The organism is Allobosea sp. WAO (assembly GCF_001509835.1).
Classification (GTDB): Bacteria; Pseudomonadota; Alphaproteobacteria; order Rhizobiales; family Beijerinckiaceae; genus Allobosea.
Genome location: NZ_JXTJ01000007.1, coordinates 89222 through 109436, shown reverse-complemented (window position 1 = coordinate 109436; position 20215 = coordinate 89222). Strand labels below are relative to the sequence as shown.

General features: G+C 65.9%; 16 protein-coding genes and 1 riboswitch. Of the genes, 6 read left to right on the top strand and 10 right to left on the bottom strand.

What is annotated here, in order from left to right; genetic code table 11:
• Positions 1-3 precede the first annotated feature (3 nt).
• Together DK26_RS12990 and lepA are read right to left on the bottom strand one after the other, a co-directional pair.
• Positions 4-369, bottom strand: coding sequence for a hypothetical protein (locus DK26_RS12990; RefSeq protein WP_083533237.1), 366 nt, complete (start codon positions 367-369; stop codon positions 4-6).
• Positions 370-457: 88 nt separating this feature from the next.
• On the bottom strand, positions 458-2263 hold the full coding sequence (lepA, locus tag DK26_RS12985) for a translation elongation factor 4 (RefSeq protein WP_066472838.1): 1806 nt from the start codon (positions 2261-2263) through the stop codon (positions 458-460).
• Positions 2264-2489: 226 nt separating this feature from the next.
• On the opposite strand from lepA, the gene DK26_RS12980 reads away from it, so the two are divergent.
• Complete coding sequence (locus tag DK26_RS12980; RefSeq protein ID WP_066472834.1) at positions 2490-3032, top strand: GNAT family N-acetyltransferase; 543 nt, start codon at positions 2490-2492, stop codon at positions 3030-3032.
• 21 nt (positions 3033-3053) lie between these two features.
• Here DK26_RS12980 and DK26_RS12975 read toward each other — a convergent pair whose 3' ends face one another.
• The 4 genes from DK26_RS12975 to DK26_RS12960 form a co-directional block, all read right to left on the bottom strand.
• Positions 3054-3296 (bottom strand): DUF3297 family protein, encoded by a 243-nt coding sequence (locus DK26_RS12975; protein ID WP_066472831.1) that lies wholly within the window; start codon positions 3294-3296, stop codon positions 3054-3056.
• A 270-nt stretch (positions 3297-3566) separates the two neighbouring features.
• Complete coding sequence (locus DK26_RS12970; RefSeq protein ID WP_066472828.1) at positions 3567-4574, bottom strand: amino acid ABC transporter substrate-binding protein; 1008 nt, start codon at positions 4572-4574, stop codon at positions 3567-3569.
• Positions 4575-4720: 146 nt separating this feature from the next.
• Positions 4721-5884 (bottom strand): amidohydrolase, encoded by a 1164-nt coding sequence (locus DK26_RS12965; protein WP_066472825.1) that lies wholly within the window; start codon positions 5882-5884, stop codon positions 4721-4723.
• Positions 5884-7104 carry a diaminopropionate ammonia-lyase gene (locus tag DK26_RS12960; protein ID WP_066472823.1) on the bottom strand — a complete coding sequence of 407 codons (1221 nt, stop codon included), beginning with the start codon at positions 7102-7104 and terminating at the stop codon, positions 5884-5886. Before DK26_RS12960 ends, DK26_RS12965 begins: the two co-directional genes overlap by 1 nt.
• A 104-nt stretch (positions 7105-7208) precedes the next feature.
• On the opposite strand from DK26_RS12960, the gene DK26_RS12955 reads away from it, so the two are divergent.
• A complete protein-coding gene (locus tag DK26_RS12955; protein WP_066472821.1) occupies positions 7209-7706 on the top strand; it encodes an Lrp/AsnC family transcriptional regulator in 498 nt (165 codons plus the stop codon).
• 81 nt (positions 7707-7787) lie between these two features.
• Here DK26_RS12955 and aspT (DK26_RS12950) read toward each other — a convergent pair whose 3' ends face one another.
• From aspT (DK26_RS12950) to DK26_RS12935, 4 genes are all read right to left on the bottom strand, one after another.
• A complete protein-coding gene (gene aspT / locus DK26_RS12950; RefSeq protein WP_066472819.1) occupies positions 7788-9473 on the bottom strand; it encodes an aspartate-alanine antiporter in 1686 nt (561 codons plus the stop codon).
• 110 nt (positions 9474-9583) lie between these two features.
• Positions 9584-11203 carry a bifunctional aspartate transaminase/aspartate 4-decarboxylase gene (locus DK26_RS12945; RefSeq protein ID WP_066472817.1) on the bottom strand — a complete coding sequence of 540 codons (1620 nt, stop codon included), beginning with the start codon at positions 11201-11203 and terminating at the stop codon, positions 9584-9586.
• 50 nt (positions 11204-11253) lie between these two features.
• The gene (aspT, locus tag DK26_RS12940) at positions 11254-12945 is read right to left on the bottom strand and encodes an aspartate-alanine antiporter (protein WP_066472815.1); all 1692 of its coding nucleotides are present in this window, start codon (positions 12943-12945) and stop codon (positions 11254-11256) included.
• A gap of 54 nt (positions 12946-12999) precedes the next feature.
• On the bottom strand, positions 13000-15759 hold the full coding sequence (locus DK26_RS12935) for a decarboxylase (protein ID WP_066472813.1): 2760 nt from the start codon (positions 15757-15759) through the stop codon (positions 13000-13002).
• 317 nt (positions 15760-16076) lie between these two features.
• Positions 16077-16273: riboswitch (cobalamin riboswitch) on the top strand.
• 154 nt (positions 16274-16427) lie between these two features.
• Here DK26_RS12935 and DK26_RS12930 point away from each other — a divergent pair.
• The 4 genes from DK26_RS12930 to DK26_RS12915 are packed head-to-tail and all read left to right on the top strand — an operon-like array spanning position 16428 to position 20055.
• Positions 16428-17423, top strand: coding sequence for an ABC transporter substrate-binding protein (locus DK26_RS12930; RefSeq protein WP_066472812.1), 996 nt, complete (start codon positions 16428-16430; stop codon positions 17421-17423).
• 28 nt (positions 17424-17451) lie between these two features.
• A complete protein-coding gene (locus DK26_RS12925; RefSeq protein WP_066472810.1) occupies positions 17452-18423 on the top strand; it encodes an ABC transporter substrate-binding protein in 972 nt (323 codons plus the stop codon).
• A 17-nt stretch (positions 18424-18440) separates the two neighbouring features.
• Complete coding sequence (locus DK26_RS12920) at positions 18441-19454, top strand: ABC transporter substrate-binding protein (RefSeq protein ID WP_066472807.1); 1014 nt, start codon at positions 18441-18443, stop codon at positions 19452-19454.
• Positions 19455-19494: 40 nt separating this feature from the next.
• Positions 19495-20055, top strand: a complete 561-nt coding sequence (locus DK26_RS12915; RefSeq protein ID WP_066472797.1) for a GNAT family N-acetyltransferase — start codon at positions 19495-19497, stop codon at positions 20053-20055.
• The last annotated feature ends 160 nt before the right edge of the window (positions 20056-20215 follow it).

Sequence of the window (20215 nt, the reverse complement as noted above, 5' to 3'; positions counted from 1 at the left end):
CGGCTACCAGTAATAGCGCGGGCCCCAATAGCGCCGATAAGGTCGATAGCCATAGGGCCGGTAATAGGGATAGGGCCGGTAGTAGCGCGGACCGTAATAGTAGCGTGGCCCGTAGAAGCGCGGGCCGTAATACGGCCGGCGCCAGTAGCGCCGCCGTGGCCCGTAATAATAGTACTGCGCGTAGTCGGCATCGGCCTTGTCGAGGGCCTTCGTGTCGACTTCGGGCGCGCCTTCTGGGCGGCGGCGATCGGCCGGAGGCGTCGCCTGTGGCTGTGCCGCCAGGCCTGCCGAGGCGAAGCTGCCTGAAGAGGCGAAGCTCGCTGCCGCCAGGCCGCCGATCAGGCTCGCGAGGAAAGAGCGTCTGTCCACGATGCTGTCCTCCCTTTCCAAAGGGCCGAAATCAACGTCGTGGGGCGATGATGGTTCCAGGCCGCGCCGGTGCGCGCGGCCCGAAGGTTCAGTCGTCCATCTTGAGGGCGGCGATGAAGGCTTCCTGCGGGATTTCGACCTTGCCGAACTGCCGCATCTTCTTCTTGCCTTCCTTCTGCTTGTCGAGGAGCTTGCGCTTGCGCGAGGCGTCGCCGCCATAGCACTTCGCGGTCACGTCCTTGCGCAGCGCCCGGATCGTCTCGCGGGCGATGATCTTGCCGCCGATCGCGGCCTGGACCGGAATCTGGAACATGTGCGGCGGGATCAGCTCCTTGAGCTTCTCGCACATGGCGCGGCCGCGGGCTTCGGCGCGGGTGCGGTGCACCAGCATCGAAAGCGCGTCGACCGGCTCGGCATTGACCAGGATCGACATGCGCACGAGGTCGCCCTCGCGATAATCGGTGATGGCGTAGTCGAAGGAGGCGTAGCCCTTCGAGATCGACTTCAGCCGGTCGTAGAAATCGAACACCACCTCGTTCAGCGGCAGGTCGTAGACCACCTTGGCGCGGGCGCCGACATAGCCGAGATCGATCTGCAGACCGCGCCGGTCCTGGCAGAGCTTCAACACCGAGCCGAGATACTCGTCCGGGGTGAAGATCGTCGCCCGGATCCAGGGCTCCTCGATCGCCTCGATCTTCATCACGTCCGGCATGTCGGCCGGGTTGTGCAGCTCGAGCGTCGTGCCGTCGCGTAGCTTGAGATGGTAGACGACCGACGGCGCGGTCGAGATCAGGTTGAGGTTGAACTCGCGCTCGAGCCGCTCCTGGATGATCTCCAGGTGCAGGAGGCCGAGGAACCCGCAGCGGAAGCCGAAGCCTAGCGCCGCCGAGGTCTCCATCTCATAGGAGAACGAGGCGTCGTTCAGGCGCAGCTTGGACATCGCCCCGCGCAGCACTTCGAAATCGGCCGCGTCGACCGGGAAGATGCCGCAGAACACCACCGGCTGCACCGGCTTGAAGCCCGGCAGCGGCTCGGCGATCGGCTTCTTGTCGTCGGTGATGGTGTCGCCGACCGCGGTGTCGGCGACCTCCTTGATCGAGGCGGTGAAGAAGCCGACCTCGCCGGGGCCGAGCTCCTTGACCTCGGTCATCTTCGGCTTGAACACGCCGACCCGATCGACGCCATAGGAGGCGTTCGCCCGCATCATCCGGATGGTCATGCCCTTCTTCAGCACGCCGTCGATGATGCGCACCAGCACGACGACGCCGAGATAGGCATCGTACCAGCTGTCGACCAGCATCGCCTTGAGCGGCGCTTCGAGGTCGCCCTTCGGCGCCGGCAGCTTCTGGACGATGGCTTCGAGCACGCCCTCGATGTTGAGGCCGGTCTTGGCCGAGATCGGCACGGCCTCTGAGGCGTCGAGGCCGATCACGTCCTCGATCTGCTGCTTGATCCGCTCTGGCTCGGCGGCGGGCAGGTCGATCTTGTTGAGGACGGTGACGATCTCGTGGTTGGCGTCGAGCGCCTGGTAGACGTTCGCCAGCGTCTGCGCCTCGACGCCTTGAGAGGCGTCGACGACGAGGAGCGAGCCTTCGCAGGCAGCCAGCGAGCGCGAGACCTCATAGGCGAAGTCGACGTGGCCGGGCGTGTCCATCAGGTTCAGGATGTAATCCTTCCCGTCCTTGGCCTTGTAGTCGAGCCGGACGGTCTGGGCCTTGATGGTGATGCCGCGCTCCTTCTCGATATCCATCGTATCGAGAATCTGCTCGCTCATATCGCGTGCAGCGACCGTGCCGGTCTGCTGGATCAGCCGGTCGGCAAGGGTCGACTTGCCGTGGTCGATATGGGCCACGATCGAGAAGTTGCGGATGTTGTCGAAGCTGCGGGTGCTCATCGGCCGCAGATAGCAGCGTAAGCCCTTGGCGCCAAGGGTTTGCGCGAGGGATTGCGGTGGCCCGGGCACGATGACCTTGCAGGCGGCGGCAAGGCCGGGCCTGCGGGCGCCGCGCGCGCTCCCGCGCCGCCAGGAAAGACGCTTTGCAATGGCGCTTTTCTATCATAGTGGAATAAATCTTGCTTGGTGGATTTCGTGCCGTTTGGCATGGCTGCCGGAGGATACGATGTCGAATGAACGCGAAATTGCGATCGAGAGGCTGGACGGTGCGGGGGCTGAAGCTGCGCTGCCGGCGCTGACCGAAATTCTGCGCGACGCGGTCGCCAATGGTGCCTCGGTCGGCTTCATGGACTTCAGCACATCGGCCGATTTCGAGCGCTTCTGGCAGGGCATCGCCGGGCAGGTCCGGGCCGGCGATGTCGTGCTCTTCGTCGCGCGCGGCGTCGAGGGTATCGTCGGCACGGCGCAACTGCACCCCGTAGGCAAGCCGAACCAGCCGCACCGGGCCGAGATCGCCAAGGTGCTGGTGCATTCGCGGGCCCGCCGCCGCGGCATCGGCGAGGCACTGATGCGGGAGGCCGAGGCGGCGGCGCTCGCCATGGGCCGCGATCTTCTGGTGCTCGATACCGACGAGGCCGGTGCGGCGCGGCGCCTCTACAACCGGCTGGGCTGGACCGAGATCGGCACGATCCCGCGTTACGCGCTGATGCCGGACGGTCGCGATTGCGGCTCGACCTTCTTCTACAAGGCGTTGCCGTCGCCAAGCTGAGGCCGGCGACGGCGGGTCGTTTCAATCGGCCTTGCGGAAATAGGGCTCGACCTCGCCCTTGAGCTTGACCGTCATCGGGTTGCCGTGGCGGTCCTTGGCGTTGCCGGCGGTGAGGCGCACCCAGCCTTCGCTGACGCAGTACTCCTCGACATTGTTCTTTTCGACGCCCTTGAAGCGCACGCCGATGTCACGCGCGAGCAGCTCCTCGTTGTAGAACGGGCTGTTCGGGTTGGAGGAGAGGCGGTCGGGCAGGGTGTCGGTCATCGTGTCGGGCCTTCGTCTGGGTCTTTGCGAGATCGTCCGGCACCGTTTCGGCGCCTGGTCCCGCCTCCCATACCCTCAGATCACGCGCTCAACAAATCCGGGCGCCCCGGCCGCTCGGTCGCCATCACGATGCCGGAAGATGCGGCCTGATGGTCACCGGCCTGCGTTCTGCGAAGATGCAGGCGCAAGACGCTCTCGCCGGCGGTTGCCCACCGGCGAGAGCGCTGCGGCCGAAGCCGCACCTTTTTCGCTGCGATATGGCACGGGCGGTCAGCGGATCGGCGGCGCGTAATGCAGTCCGCCATCCTTCCATGAGGCGTTGATGCCGCGCTTGATCTTCAGCGGGCTGTCCTTGCCGATATTGCGCTCGAAGACCTCGGCATAGGAGCCGACCTTCAGGACGATGTTGTAAGCCCACTCATTCGGCAGGCCGAGCGCGGCGCCGAGCTTTCCTTCCTTGCCGACGAGGCGAAGAATGTTCGGATTGGCGGTGGTGCTCGCGGTCTCCGCGATATTGGCCGATGTCAGGCCGAACTCCTCGGCGGCGTGCAGCACGTATGCGGCCCATTTGACGACGTTGTACCACTGGTCGTCGCCCTGGCGGACGGAAAGGCCGAGCGGCTCCTTGGACAGCGTCTCGTTCAGGATCGTGTGCTTCTCGGGCTCCGTGAGCTTGGTCCGGAAGGCGTAGAGCACCGAGCGGTCGGAGCTGAACGCATCGCAGCGGCCGGCCTGGTAGGCCTGGGCGGCCTCCTCCTGCGAGGAATAGGCGACGATCTCGTTCTTGAGCTTATTGATGCGGAAGAAATCGGTCAGGTTCAGCTCGGTGGTCGAGCCCTGATTGGTGCAGATCGTCGCGCCGTTCAGCTCCTTGGCGCTCTGGATCTCGCCGGAACGCACCATGATGCCCTGGCCGTCATAATAGTTCACGCCGGCGAACAGGATGCCGTTGGTCGCCTCGCGGCCCAGGGTCCAGGTCGTCGTGTTGAACAGCACGTCGACTTCGCCGGTCTGGAGCGCGGTGAAGCGCGCCGCCGCGCTCAGGGGAATGATCGAGATCTTCTCGGGGTCGCCGAAGATCGCCGCTGCGATCGCCCGGCAGAAATCGATATCAAGGCCCGTATACTTGCCGCTCTTGTCCGGAATGGCGAAACCGGGCGTCCCGACGGTAGAACTGCACTTGATCGTGCCACGCTTGGTCACGTTTTCAAGGGTATTGGCATTCGCTGCACCGGACATCGCCGCCACAAGAACTGCCGCCGCCGTAATTGTTCTCATCGTTCCATCCTCCGATTGTCGTTGCTTGTTCTTGCTATGGGTCGTCTGTGCAGTGAGTCGCGCTGGCGCCGCTCGTCCAGCCGAGCCCGCACGGCGCCGCGCCGGCGCCTTGCGGCAGCGTCAGTCTTCAGCGGGCGGGAGAGGGTCTATGCGGGACGAAGGCGCTGGCGCGTGATCGCGGCATGGAAGCGCGCGCCATGGATCAGGCCCTCATCGTTGAAATCGTAGGTCGGGTTGTGCAGCGGCGCTGAGCCCTCGCCATTGCCGACATAGGCAAAGCAGCCCGGCACGTGCTTGAGAAAGCGCGCGAAATCCTCCGAGCCGGTCATCGGTTCGCGCGCGATGGCGACGCCACCATCCCCGAACACCGTGCGCGCGGCCGCCGCGGCCTCCTGCACGAGCGCCTCGTCGTTCACCAGCGGCACGAATTCGCGCGTATAGGTCATCTCGGCTGTGACGTTGTAGGCCAGCGCCGTGCCCTCGACGATGACGCCCATCTGCTTCTCGATCGCCGCGCTGATCTCGGGCCGGAAGCTGCGGGCATCGCCGAGAATGCGCGCCAGACCCGGCAAGGCGTTGCGCGTGCCGTCCGTCAGCAGCTCGGTCACGGAAACGACGCCGATATCCGTCGGGCTCAGGCGGCGCGAGACGATGGTCTGGAGATTGGTGACGAGCGCGCAAGCCGCGACTAGGACCTCATTGCCCGAATGCGGCCGCGCGGCGTGTCCACCGACGCCCCTGAGCACGATCTCGAAATTGTCCTCGGCCGACATGAACGGCCCGGCTCGCGTCTTGAAGCGGCCGATAGCGAGGCCGGGCGCATTGTGCAGCCCGTAGATCTCCTCGAAGGGGAAGCGTTCGAGCAGCCCGTCGGCCAGCATGGCGAGGGCGCCCTTGCCCCATTCCTCGGCCGGCTGGAACAGGAAGCGCACCGTGCCGTCGAAGCCGCCTTCCGCGGCGAGCAGCTTCGCCGCCCCCAGCAGCATCGTCGTGTGGCCGTCATGGCCGCAGGCATGCATGACACCGGGCGAGCGCGAGCGGTGAGCGTGATCGCCCTGCTCGGTGATGCGCAGTGCGTCCATATCGGCGCGCAGGGCGATCGAGCGGTTGCCGCTGCCGCGCTTCAGCGTCCCGACCACGCCGGTGCCGCCGATGCCCTCGGTGACATCGTCGAGGCCGAATTCACGCAGCTTGGCGGCGACGAAGGCCGCGGTCTGCTTCTCCTCGAAGCCGAATTCGGGATTGGCGTGCAGCTGGCGCCGCCAGCCGGTCATCTCATCCTGCAGGGCGTTGTGATCGAGCTTGGCCATCAGAAGCCGCCTTGTCGCGTTGACGTCGGGTCGGATGAACGTACGGCGTCCGGCGCAAGGCCGACGAGCGCCTCGTAGCGGTCGGGATCGGTCGCGCCTTCGGTGTTGACGATGAGGACGCGCGATGAAGCATCGAGCCGCAGCGCGGCGCGCATCGCCGGGTCGGCCGCGGCGCGACTGAGCCCGGCCAGGCCGGCTCCGCCGCTCTCGCCGGCGACGATCGCCGGATCGCCGACCGAGGGGCGGGCCAAGCGGTTCATCACCGCGACCGCGTCGGCGTCCTCGACCGTCATGAATGCGTCGGCGACGCGCGACAGCACGCGCCAGGCGATGGGAGACGGCTCGTAGCATTCGAGCATCGCCATCACCGTCGGCTCGGCGTGTGCGACCTTGACCGGGTGTCCTGCCTTCGCGGTCTCGAAAATGCATGCGGCGCGGGCCGGGTCGACGACGATGAAGGTCGGCCGCTGCTCGCCCAAGGCGAGAGCAAGATGAGCCGCGAGCGCCGCCGCGATCCCGCCGACCCCGGCCTGGACGAAGACATGTGTCGGGGGGCGGTCGAGCTGTTGCAGCGCCTCGCGCACGATCACCGTGTAGCCCTGCATCACGAGGCCGGGAATCCGCTCATAGCCCGGCCAGGAGGTGTCGGAGACCACCGTCCAGCCCTGCTCCTTGGCGATGCGCGAGGCTTCCAGAACCGAATCGTCGTAGGTGCCGGCCACCCGGCGCATCTCGGCGCCGAAACGGGCGATCGCCGCGACGCGCTCGTCGCTGACCCCGCCATGCACGAAGATCACCGCCTTTGCGCCAACGAGTTCGGCGCCCTGCGCGACCGAACGCCCATGGTTGCCGTCCGTCGCGCAGGCGAAGGTCATGCCGCCTGCGACCGCCTTGACGTCGGGCGCATGCAGATCCGCGACATCGACGGGGCGGCCGAGACGCTGCGACGCCTCTTCGAGCACGAGCCGCATCACGGCATAGGCGCCGCCCAGCGCCTTGAAGCTGCCGAGGCCGAGCCGCTGGCCCTCGTCCTTCACTGCGAGCTCGCCGATGCCGAGTTCGGCTGCGAGCCCGGGAAGCCGATGGAGCGGCGTCACGACGTGGTTGCGACGGTGGGAAAGGAAGCGCTCCACCGTGCCCGCCGCGGCGACACCGAGCGTTTCAGCGTCGACATTGTCGAGCAGGGTGCGGTGATCGGGGTGCCGGTTGAGGAGAAACATCGCCGTCCTTGCGCTAGGTAACGGCGCAAAGATATTAGACGCCGCGCGAAAAGAGCGCTGCAATCGCACGCTGCAAATGCAAGTTTGTTTCATCGGAGCGCCGATTGACCAAGCCCGCTTCCCCGAACTCGCTGACCCTCGACAGATTCGACATCGCGATCCTCCGCATATTGCAGCGCGACAACACCACGCCGCAGCGCGTGATAGGGCAGGCGGTGAACCTCTCCGCTCCGGCGGTCCAGCGCCGGATCAAGCGCCTCGAGCAGGCCGGCGTGATCAGGGCGAATGTCGCGGTCGTCGATCCCGCCGCGGTCGGTCAGGCGATAACGCTGTTCGTCGAGGTCGAGCTTGTCAGCGAGACGGCCAAGGACATCGACGCGGCCAAGCGCGAGTTCACCGCGGCCGAGCAGGTGCAGCAATGCTACTATGTCACCGGCGAGGCGGATTTCGTCCTGGTCGTCGTCGTGCCCAGCATGACCGACTATGAGGCGCTGACCCGGCGCCTGTTCTTCGAGAACAACAACGTCCGCAAGTTCCGCACCTTCGTCGCGATGGACCGCGTGAAGGTCGGGCTCACGGTACCGCTGGAGCATCGGTTGTGATCGGCGGGCTTCATGCTCGGTGGATGCATGCCTTGCGCGTCAAAGCTCGCCGGTGCGCTCCCGAGCCTCGTCGGGACGGCGCTACATGGTCATGAGCGCGACCAGAACCGGCCCCCAGGCCGTCAGCAGGATGTTGCCGATCGCGTAGGGCACGGTGTAGCCGAGTGCCGGGATGCTGCTTTGCGCTTCGTCCTGGACCGCTCGCAAGGCCGCGGTGATGGTCCCGGCGCCGGCGCAGGCTCCGAGCACGATCAACGGGTCCATCCTCAGGACGTAGCGACCGAACAGAATGCCGACCGCGTGCGGCAGCAGGGCCGAGACCAGGCCGACGGCAGCGAGACTGATGCCCGTCGCCTTCAGGCCGGCGACGAAGCTCGGTCCGGCTCCGAGGCCGACAATGCCGATGAACATGCACAGTCCGACGGTATCGAAGATCCAGATCGCCGGCTCGGGAATGCGTCCGAAGAAGGGATAGGCGGAGCGCAGCCAGCCGAAGACCAGCCCCATGAACAGCGCGCCGCCGCTGGCGGTCAGCGTCAACGGAATGCCGAGGACGACGACCGAGAGCAGGCCGAAGAGGCCGCCGAGAAAAATCCCCAGTCCGACGAAGACCATGTCGGTCGCGGCCGTGCGCCTGTCGGGATAGCCGATCACCGAGGCGGCGCGTTCGACTTCCGCCATCGGCCCCATCAGGGACAGGACGTCGCCGCGATTGAGGCGGGTCGTCGGGATCACCGGCATGGCGATGCCCGAGCGCGTCAGCTTGGCGAGGAAGACGCCGCGCGCAAGCTGGTCCTCCGCCAACTCCGCCAGCGACCTGCCGTCGAGCTGGCGGTTCGTCACGATCACGTCCAGTGCCTCGAGCGGAATGTCCAGCAGCTCCGGATCGGAGACTTCGGGGCCGATGACATCACCGCGGGCGGCGTGCACTTCGAAGCGCGCCATCACGGCGATGATGTCGCCGGCCCGGATCCGGTGCGGCGAGGCAAGGTCGAAAAGCGTGTCGCCGCTGCGGCCGCGCAAGACGAAGACGCGCGATTGCTTCGGCATCGCCTCGAGCTCGGCGATGGTCTTGTCCAGCAGCGCGGGATTCTCGACGCGATAGGCCCGGACATCGAACAGGCGTGCGGCCGAGGTGATGCCCTCGGTTTCAGCTGCCGTCGTGGCCTTCTCGGAGCGCGCCGCCGCGGCCGCTTCGCGCAGGTTGATCCCCATCAGCCTGGGGCCGACCTTCGGCAGGAACCAGACGAGGGCGGCGGTGCCGATCAGATAGGTGACGGCATAGGCGACGGGGATGTTGTTGACGAGCGCCGTGCGCTCCGCCTGCGGTAGATCGAGCCGCTGGATTGCCTCCCCGGCGGTGCCGATCACGGTCGATTCCGAGAAGGCTCCGGCCAGCAATCCCGCGGCGGTGCCGGTATCGTAGTTCAGCAGTTTCGCGAAGGTCAGCGCCGTGAGAAGGCAGGTCACGCACAGGACCACGGTCAGGGCCACCTGCGGCAAGGCATCCTTCTTCAAGGCACGGAAGAACTGCGGCCCGACCTTGTAGCCGGTGGTGAACAGGAAGAGGTCGAAGAAGACCGCCTTCACGACGGCCGGTACCTTGATGTCGAGCTGGCCGACCAGGACACCGGCCAAAAGGCAACCGACGACGACGCCGAGGCTGAAACTGCCGAATTTCAGCCTGCCTATCAGGAAACCCAGCGCGACCGTCAGGAAGACGGCGAGCTCGGGATTGTTGCGCAATCCTGCGACGACGAAGTCCATTGCCGAACTCGCAGTTGGCCAGCCAAATCCGCTCGGAGCCCGCGCTCGCCGAAAGGCAAGCGAGGGGCCCGATCTGTCGCCGCGCCCTGGCAGCTACGCTCCTCGCGCCCTCAGGACTTCTGCTTGAGGGCGAGGTTGTAGGCGTCGAAAGCCTGCCGATAGCCACGGGCGACGGCACGTGTCGCGCGGCCGATCTGCCCGTAGACCTCGTCGTCGAGATTGGCGAAGGAGACGCGGACCGACCAGTCCGGGGCGTGGAAGCCACCGCCATTGAGCAGCACGATGCCGTGGTCCTCGGCGAGCCGGAAGACGATGTCGAGCGGGTGGATGTTCTTCTTCATGTAGGCCACCACCTCCGGCCCGACATATTTGTTGGCCCAGAACTCGAAGTCGACCAGGCCGTAATAGCGGTCATGAAGCGGATTGTCGGGCACCTCGATGCCCAGCCCTTCGACCATGCGCTGGGCGCGCGAGTGGACGATCTCCATGCAGGTCTTCTGGTAGAGCTTGGCCTCGTCCATCATCTCCGACAGCGAGAACAGCGACATCATCACCTGCTGCGGGAGGGAAAGCCCGGCGGTGTGGTTGAGCGCGATGTCGCGGCTATCGGCGACGATGCGGTCGATCAGCCTCATCTCGCGCGGTTTCAGGGTCAGCGGGCCATAGCGCTTGTCGAGCGGCGCCAGGATGTTGGCGGGGTGCTTCGCGATCGCCTTGTCGAAGATGTTGTCGCGGTGGATCGCGATCACGCCGAGGCGCCAGCCGGTGCAGCCGAAGTACTTCGAGTAGGAGTAGACGCCGATCGTGTTGTGCGGCAGGGCGCCGAGCAGGCCGCGGAAGCCCTTCACGAAGGTGCCATAGACATCGTCGGTCAGCAGCATCAGGTCCGGCCGCTTGGTCTGGACCAGCTTGACGATCTTGGCGATGGTCTCCTCGCTGAGCGCGACCGCATAGGGGTTGCCGGGGTTGACGACGAAGAAGGCCTTGACCTTCGGGTCCTCCAGCTTCTTCAGCTCCTCGTCGGTGAACTGGAAGCGGTTCTCCTGCGGCGCCGCGACTGTGACGACGTTGAGCCCGTAATCCTCCAGATGCGGCATTTCGAGATAGGGCGTGAAGATCGGCGTCGCGAGCGCGATGGTGTCGCCGGGGTTCAGCAGCCGGTTGGCCTTCAGCGATTTGAAGATGTAGCACATCGCCGCCGTGCCGCCCTCGACGGCGTAGAGGTCGAACTGGCCGCTCGGGCGCGGCTCGCCGCACATCGCCCACATCAGGTATTCGTGCACGATGCGCTCATTGTGAACGAGCATGCGGTCGGGCACCGGGTAGTTGTCGCCGATGATCGAGTCGACGAGCTCATGCACGAAGGCGTCGGGCTTGAAGTCGAACTTCTTGACGGCGAAGGCGACCATATCCTTGAGGAAGCCGGCGCCGGGCGAGTCCTTGTGCGTCGCCAGCCAGTCGTCGAGCCGCGCCGCGATGCCGTCGGCCTTGGGCATGCCGCCGATTCCGGCCGGCTTGTTCATCACCCGCCGGCTCTCGGTGATCGCGAACTGACCGAGCAGAAAGAAGCCCTCCCGGGGCGTCATCGCGACCCAGTTCGGATTGCCGCGACCGGCATTCAGCATCGCAATCGAGGAGTTCTGCGCGGTCAGCTTGGCGAGGCGGATCAGCTCGTCCTTGATCTCGAAGGGGCTGAGTGTCTCGAAGGTCCGCAGCGTGACAGGATCCATGACATACTCCCGGTAAAAGGCTGATATCGAAAGTCTTTCCTTGGCCTGCGCTAGGTCAGCAGCATGATGATCACCATGCCCCAGATCGTCAGAAGCGTGTTCCCGACCGCGTAGGTCACGGTGTAACCGAGCGCCGGGACCTGGCTCTTGGCGGTCTCGCAGATCATGCCGAGCGCCGCGGTCGTGGTGCGGGCACCGGCGCAGGCGCCGAGCAGGATCGCCGGGTCGAAGCGGAAGATGAACTTGCCGGCGAACATCGCCAGGACCAGCGGGATCGTCGTCGCGAGCGCGCCCCAGAGGAAGAGGCCGACGCCTTGGGTCTGCAGGCCTTTGACGAAGCCGGGGCCGGCCGAGATGCCGACGACCGCGATGAACATGTTCAGGCCGACCGAATTCATGAACCAGACGGTCGAGCTCGGGATGCGGCCGAAGGTCGGGTGAACCGAGCGCAACCAGCCGAAGACCAGGCCGGAGATCAGTGCGCCGCCGGCGGTCGACAGCGTCAGCGGCACGCCGCCAACCTTGAAGACGAGCGCGCCGATCAGCGCGCCGAGCACGATGGCGCCGCAGATGAAGGCGACATCGGCGACATCGCTCGGACGGTCGGGATGGCCGATGACCTTGGCGACGGCAGCGATGTCCTGGGTACGGCCGACAATGGTCAGGATGTCGCCGCGATGGATCACGGTATTGGCGTGGATCGGGATGCTTACGGCGGTGGCTCCGCGTACGATCTTGCGCAGGAAGACGCCGCGGGCCGATGGCAGCTGCGAGAGCTCGGCCAGCGTCTTGCCATTGGCTTCCTTGCTGGTGACATAGACGTCGACACCTTCCGCCTTGACGTCGAGGAGTTCGGGATCCTCGACCTCCTCGGCATTGTGGCCGATCAGGTCGACGAGAACTTCGCGCGGACCGGCAATCGCCAGGATGTCACCTTCCTTGAGGATGGTGTCGGCGGTGGCATCCGAGATCACGCCGTCGCGGCGGATCCGTTCGACGAAGACGCGGGCATTGGGAACCAGCGCCTCGGCCTCAGCCGCGCGCATGCCAGCGACCCTGGCGCCCGCCTTGACCCGGAAGGCGCGCAGATCGAACCGCCGCCAGACCGATCCCGGCCCGCCGATTTCCTTGTCGCCGCCGAGCCGGTCCTCATAGTCCTTGCAGGCCATGACGAGATCGATGTTGAGCAGCTTCGGACCGAGCAGGGCGAGCACGACCGCCGAACCGACCGTGCCGAAGATGTAGGTCACCGCATAGGCGACCGGCATCGCGTCGAGATACTCCTTGGTCTGCTCCGGCGAGAGGCCGAGCCGGTTGATCGCGTCTGTCGCCAGGCCCATCGAGGCCGAGATGGTCTGCGAGCCCGCATAGAGGCCGGCTGCATAGCCCGGGTGGTAGCCGGCGATCTTGGCGATGATCACGGGGATCGCGAGGCAGAACACGGTGACGACGACCGCGAAGATCGCCTGCGGGGCGCCGTCCTTGGCGATGCCGCGCACGAATTGCGGCCCGACACCATAGCCGACCGCGAACAGGAATATCAGGAAGAAGGTCGATTTGACGTTGGGCGAGACTGTGATGCCGAGCTGGCCGATGACGACCGCGGCGATCAGCGTCGAGGTCACCGCGCCGAGGCTGAAGCCCTTATAGGCGAAGCCGCCGACATAGTAGCCGATGGCCAGCGACAGGAAGAGTGCGATCTCAGGGTAGCTGCGCAGGGTACTGGCGAACCAGTCGAACATGAGACTCTCCTGATCTGGCGAGGCGGCTTCGCGTTAGGCAGGCAAAGGTGGGCGCTAGGTCGCTCGCGTTTTCTTTCGGGCCGTCTCCTGGCCGCCGCTCTTCTTGCCGCTTGCTCGGTCGACTTTGAGCAGTTTCAGGCCTCTGGCCTTCTCGTAGCCATGGATCTCCTTCACATCGAGCTTGCGCATGAAGGTGATCGTCTCATGGGTGATGACCTGGCCCGGGACCATGATCGGGAACCCCGGCGGGTAGGGGATCACGAAATTGGCCGAGACCATGTCCGGCCCGTCCTTCAGCCGGCGGTCGCATTCGGGGCTGTCGATCGGGACGTATTCGCACTGCTCTTCGTCATAGGCGCCGAAGAAGGCCGAGCGGATATCGCCCTCGGGCGTGGTGTCGCCGGCATCCTGCCGGAAGGTCTCGTGGAAATGGCTGAAATTCGGCAGGTCCGGCACGTCCTTCATCAGACTCCGGACCTTCGCGGCGAAGGCCGTGCGTTCGGACTCCCCGCCATGCTTGAGGCGCGTCTCGATGCTTTCGCTGATCTTCAGGAGGACGCTGATCAGCAGGGCGACGTCGCTGCGGGTGTTGTTGATGTTGGATTGCAGGAGGACCGAGTTCCTCGAGGTCTTGTTGACCTGGATGTTGTATTGCGAGGCGAGCAGCCCCTTGAAGCTAGTGCCGTCGAAGCCGGCCGTGCCGCAGACTAGGGTCATGCGGGTCGGGTCGAGGCAGAACTCGTCCTCGCGCATGCTGCGCAACTGGTCGTCCCAGCGGGTCCCGGGCGCCAGGAAGTCGACGAAGCCGCTGCGGCGGTATTCGGCGGGCACCATGCCGTCGGCGCCGACTATGCTGAAATATTTCGCGATCACCGGGTGCGAATTGACCTCGCGGCGAATGTCGAGCGCGACTTCGATGGCGTTCATCACCAGCCCATAGCCTTCGAGCTCCATCTGCCGCCGGGCGACGTCGAGGCTGGCGATCAGTTGCTGGTTGGGGCTGGTCGAGGCGTGGGTGAAGACGGCCTCGTGGAACTGCGCTTCGACCCTGTGGAAGTCGACGTCGCGCACCAGCACCATCGAGCCCTGCCGGATCGCCGACATCGACTTGTGAGTGGAATTGGTCTGGTAGACCCGCAGGCGGATGGCGCGCGGATCAGGGACGAGACGGGTGTCGAGCAGCTTTTCGAGCGATGGTGACGCGCCCAGTTCGGCGACCTGGCGCTCATGCTGGGCGAGCGCCTCCGGCGTCTTGGCCCAGGCCTCGATGTCGGCGGCGGCGCCCATGCCGGTGCGCGGCCGCAGGAAAGGCGACCAGCGTGCGAAGCCGAACCAGGCTTCGTCCCAGAGGAAGATCAGGTCCGGCTTGATCGCCAGGCATTCTTCCATCACCCGGCGGGTATTGTAGATGTGGCCGTCGAAGGTGCAGTTGGTCAGGTCGACCATCTTGACCCGGTCGAGCCGGCCTTCGGCCTTCAGGTCGAGCAGGGCCTTCTTGATCGTGCGCAGCGGCACCGCCCCGTACATCGAGAATTCCACCATCGGGAACGCCTCGACATAGAAGGGCTGCGCGCCGCTCAGCACCAGGCCGTAATGGTGCGATTTGTGGCAGTTGCGGTCGAGGATGACGATGTCGCCGGGCGCGATCAGCGCCTGCAGCACCATCTTGTTCGAGGTGCTGGTGCCGTTGGTGACGAAGAAGACGTGGTCGGCGCCAAAGGCACGCGCCGCCATCTCCTGGGCCCGCTTGATGTTGCCGGTCGGCTCAAGCAGGCTGTCGAGCCCGCCGGTCGTGGCACTGCTCTCGGCGAGGAAGAGGTTGATGCCGTAGAACTGGCCCATGTCGCGGATCCAGGCCGAGCGGAACACCGACTTGCCGCGCGCGATCGGCAGCGCGTGGAAGGTCGCGATCGGCCTTTGCGCATAGAGCTTGAGATTGTCGAAGAAGGGCGTGTCGAAGCGCGCCTTGATCCCCTCCAGCACCGACAGGTGCAGCTCTAGCGGCTCCTCGATCTGGTACATCACCCGGCGGATCATCGCGGCGCGCGGGTCGCCAGCGAGCTTTTCTACGCGGCGGTCTGACAGCAGATAGATGTCGAGCTCGGGCCGGATCGACTTCAGTCCGGCGGCGAGGCGCAGGGCGAGGTCCGCCTCGTCGACCTGGTCGAGGAGCGGCTGCTGGGCCGCGAGCACGCTGCGCAGCACGGGCGCGTCATGGCGGGAGCGGAGCGTGAAGCCCTCATAGATGGCGACCGCGGCGATGTCGGGATTGACCACGGCCGCACAGATCGCGTCCTCAAGGCTGCCGACGAGCACCGCCTCGTAGACGAATGCGTCCTCGGACCGGCGCAGCCGGCGGAACTCGGCTGCGATGTGGGGCCAGCGCCCGAGAGGAGCCGGCGTCACGGTCAGCATCTCGAAATAGGGTCGGCTCGTGCCATCCGCCGCCGAGGCGGGAACGATATCGACCGGCTCGGCCAGCGACAGATCGGCCGCCTGCCATTCCTTGGCATCGTGCTTGTAATTACCGGTTATGATCGCGATCGAGATGCGTTTGGCGAGCGACAGGAAACCGTTCGCATCGTCGTTCTGCAGCAGGCCGCGCAGGGCGGCGAGAAGGTCCGCGCCGGGGAAGGCATGGAACTCCTCGGAGACGCCGAGCTCGTTGAGCGCTGCTTCGACGGCGTGTCTGTTCTTCGTCCCGGACGACCAGGCCCGCGCGGCGGCATGAAGATCCCGCCAGCGATCGGTTCGCCCGGAAGGCGCCGAGAAAAAATGGTCGATGGAGCGAGATTCCGTAACCGTGGAGGCCATCTCGATATCCTTCCCGCGTCGGCAGCGCCCTCCGGGGCATAGTCAGGTTTGCGGTCGCGCAGTTCAGCGCGGTTGCCGGGAGTTCACCACAAGCCGCGCCGCGCTCGTATTGTCCCTGAGGACAAGCCAGCCTCGGGACCGCCCGATGGTTCGTGATGGCGGAGCGGGGCGGCGATGAGCCGGGCAAGGACAGGCGCTTCTTCGAGACACGCATCACCGAGAACCGGAACTGCGGGGCGTCGAGCTGGGAGCGAGGGCCTTTTTCTGGAGCGTTTCCAATCGGCTGCCTTTGCGTTGACAGCGCATGCCCGTCGGTTACAACCGGTGCTGGAACAGGTTCTGCCGCGAGGCGGATGAAAAGGGAACGCGGTTCAAGCCCGCGGCTGCCCCCGCAACTGTAACCGGCGAGTTGATCTCCATGAAGTCACTGGCGGCGCGTCCTGCGCTGCCGGGAAGGCGGAGATCGAGCGATGACCCGGAAGCCAGGAGACCTGCCCGTTCCAGTCACCTGAGCCCGCGGCACGGGGTGTGCTAGGGCGCGGTCGTCTCCGTGACGGTGACATTCGATGAATGTTGCCGCGCGCCTGCGACCGAAGGAGACCTCTCCCGAAGCTCACGGCACCGGCGCCGGATGCGACGCATCCGGTCTTGGACCGAAGGAGCTTGCGATGTCTGTAGGCATCAAGGAGAGGCAGCGACTTTCGCGCCGGAGCTTCGCGGCGCTGCTGGCCGGAACCTGCTTCGTCCGGGCTTGTCCGGCCGCGGCGCAGACGGGCTCTGTGATGGGAGATGGCGGCCGGCTCCGGCTGCCCGTCGAGGCGAAGCGGATCGTCGTGCTCGATGCCGGGTTCGCTGGCTATGCCCTCGCGCTGGGGGCGCCGGTCGTTGCTGCCGATGTGCGCTTCCCGGATGGTCGTATCAACCGCAGGACCGGCTTTCCCCCACTCTGGAGCCGGCAGGCCTTGGCTCAGAAAACCACGGCCCTGCCGCAGCACCCGGACAGCATCGCCCTCGATGCGATCAAGGCAGCGGCGCCCGACCTGATCATCGCCGGCGGACGCAATCCAGGCGGAGCGCTCAGCCGCGCCCTTGCGAGCGAACTGTCGGCGATCGCGCCGACGCTGATCGCGCCGGCGACCCTGCCGGGCTGGCGCGAGGAGCTCGCGCTGATCGCCGAGGCGACAGGGCGCGCCGACAAGGCTCCCGCATTGATCGTCGCCTTCGAGACACGCGCGAAGGAGGTTGCGAGCAAGATCGCTCTGCCGGATGGCGAGATCGCCTTGCTTCAAGCGAATGCCGCTGGGATCCACGAAGATCCCTTCGCCCTTTCGGCAGGTGGCGAGCTCGGCCGGACGCTGTCCACCCTCGGCTTTGAAGTGTTCGACGCCGCGGCCAGGGTGGCCGGCGGCAAGCCGGACGCTAACGGTCGCGTCATCGTGCCGATCGCGGCGGTGCTCGAGGTTTTCACGGCTCCCAACCTGATCATGGTCTCGAACGGTCCCGTCAGCATGGGGCAGCTCTGCTGCGATCCCGGCTATCGCCAGCTCGACGCGGTGATCAACTACCGACGCTGGGAGCTCGATGAATCGGCGGTACGGCCCGACTATCTCTCGGCGCTGCGTCTGCTCGACATGCTCGAAGCCGCGTTTCCGAAGAAGGCGTGATCCAGGCCATCCGGAGCGAGGACATGCCATGACATCGAGCCTGATTTCCCGGAGGGCGCTGCTGGCGAATGCGGGAGGCGTGCTGGCCGCCGGAACGAGCGCATTCGCCGCCGACGGCGTCTTTCCCTTGCGGGTCAGGCACAGCCGCGGCGAGCTGGTGCTGAAATCGGCGCCGAAGCGGATCGTGGCCGTCGGCTACAGCGACCTCGCGATCGCGCGGGCTTTGGACATCCCGCTGGTCGGGGCGATGCGCTATGGCGCTGGCCATGACGGGCACAACTTCCCCTGGGTACAGCCGGCGCTTCCGCATGAGATCGCCTACGTTCCCGCCGGGCGCGTCGATCTCGAACTGCTTCGGGAACTGGAGCCGGACCTGATCCTGGCGGCCACCGCCTATCACAGCTACGCCGACCATTACGGTCGGCTCGCCGAAATCGCGCCGACTCTCGTCAGCATCCGCCGCAACCTGCGCGATTCCTATGCCGAGTTGACGGGGCTGATCGCCCGCATCACCGGCAGGCTGCAGGACGGCGCAACGCTGATCGCCGTCGCCGATGCCGCCGTCGCCGCGTTCGCCAGCCGCCATTCGGGCTGGCACGGCAGGACGATCGCCTATGGGCAGGTCACGTCCAACTCTTTCCATCCGATCATGGACGAGACGGCCCAGGCGCTCGACCTGTTTCGCCGCATCGGGCTGAAGCCCGTTGTCGGGCCGGCCGACGGCTTCGATTGCAACGGCTCGTACATGCGGCCGCTCGCGAGCCTGCGCGAGTTCGGGAGCGTGGACCTCGCCTTGCTCGCTCCGATCGGGAAGGCTGTTTCGGTCGAGGCGGTGCTTTCGCCGCTTCAGGGCGCGCAGAACCTCCCCGTCGTGGCCCGCCGGGCGGCGCATCTCGTCGATACGCACCTCTACGACGCGCTCGTCTCGCCCAACCCTGCCAACATCCCGTTCATCCTGGCCCGGCTCGACGCGATCCTCGCCTCCACGCCCCGCCCCTGACCCGAAAGGTCCCTGCCATGAAGCTGGTTCTGCTCATCGCTGTCGGCGCGTTTGCGCTGTCGACCTCCGGCGCCTTCGCCGCCGGCAAGACCCAGTATCCGCTGACGCTCGACAATTGCGGCCGCAAGATCACCTTCGACAAGGCGCCCGAGCGGGCGGTCTCGATCGGCCAGAACTCCACAGAGATTCTGCTTTCGCTTGGCCTCGCCGAGAAGATGGTCGGCACGGCCGTCTGGGTCGGGCCTGTGCTCGACAATCTCAAGGCGGCCAACGAGAAGGTGCCGCGCATCTCCAACAACCAGCCGAGCTTCGAAGGCGTGGTGAAGAACGATCCCGATCTCGTGGCTGCGCAGTTCGTCTTCGACGTCGGGCCCAACGGCGTCGTCGGCAAGCGCGAGCAGTTCGAAGAACTCGGTGTCGCCACCTACATATCGCCCGGCGATTGCGCGGCTAAAGACAATTCGATGCGTGACGGCTCGCGCTCGAAACTGTTCTCGATGGACTCGATCTACCAGGAGATCGGCGAACTGGCCGGGATCTTCGACGTGCAGGACAGGGGAGAGGCCTTCATCGCCGAGCTGAAGCAGCGCGAGGCCAAGGCCGTCGCGTCGGTTTCCGGCGGCAAGGCCGCCAACATCTCGCTGGTCTTCTGGTTCTCGTCATCCAACATCAACGGCGATGCCTGGATGGCCGGCAAGAATGGAGCGCCTGGCTACATCACCCAGGCGCTCGGCGCCAGGAACCTGATCCAGACCGAGGAAGAATGGCCGGCGGTGAGCTGGGAAGCGATCGCCGTCCAGAATCCCAGCGTGATCGTCGTCGGCGCGATGGACCGCCGCAAGTTCCCGGCCGACGATCCGAAGGTGAAGATCGACTTCATGGAAAAGGACCCGGTCGTCGGCAAGCTCGATGCGGTCAAGAACAAGCGCTTCATCGAGCTCAGCGCGCAGGCGATGAACCCGACGATCCGCACCATCGACGGCATCGAGACGGTCGCGGCCGGCCTCAAGCGCCTGAAGCTGGTCGATTGAGTTTGGGAACATCGCCTGCCGCACCGGAACCATATCGACGGTGAACCCGAACGCGCCTTCCGGACTGTCGCTTCGCGCCTTGCCCGAGACCGGTCGCGGCGAGCGCGAGGCGGCGCGCCGCTTCTGTCTCGACGTGATCGAGGAGTTCTACGGCATTGCCTATCGCAGCGACTGGCATGCCGACCTCGATTCGCTCCTCGACGGCGAGGAGCGCTGTTGGTTCGCCGCACGGCATTGTGGCGGATTCTGGATGCTGTTAGGCGACGGCGGCAGGATCGTCGCGACCGCGGGCCTGTACCGCCTCGACTGGAAGCCGACCTTGTCGGCCGCGTTTGTCGTCCGCTATCCGCAGGGCAACGCTGTGGCCCAGCTGGTTCGCGTCTACGTGCACAAGGAACATCGCGGGAGTGGGATTGGTCGCTGGCTCAGCGCACTTGCGGAAGCGGAGGCGGAGCGACTGGGCTATGCGACGCTGTACCTGCATGCCAATGCGGACACAGCCGCGACTATCGCATTTTGGCGCAGTCGCGGCTTCGATGCGTTCGCAAGCGGGGACGGCACGACCCATTTCGACAAGTCGTTGATCGGGCAGGTGGCTTGAGCCGCCTCATTCAGGCATGCGGCGGTCAACGTCGCCCCTTGGCGCGCGTCGGGATCTGCCGGCCCGCCTGCCTTGCATTTGGCTGGTTCGGTTTGTAGGTCTGCGAATTCGTGAGAAGCAGCTCTTTCGAGTCGCCCGGCGGCTCCGGTTTCTCCGACAG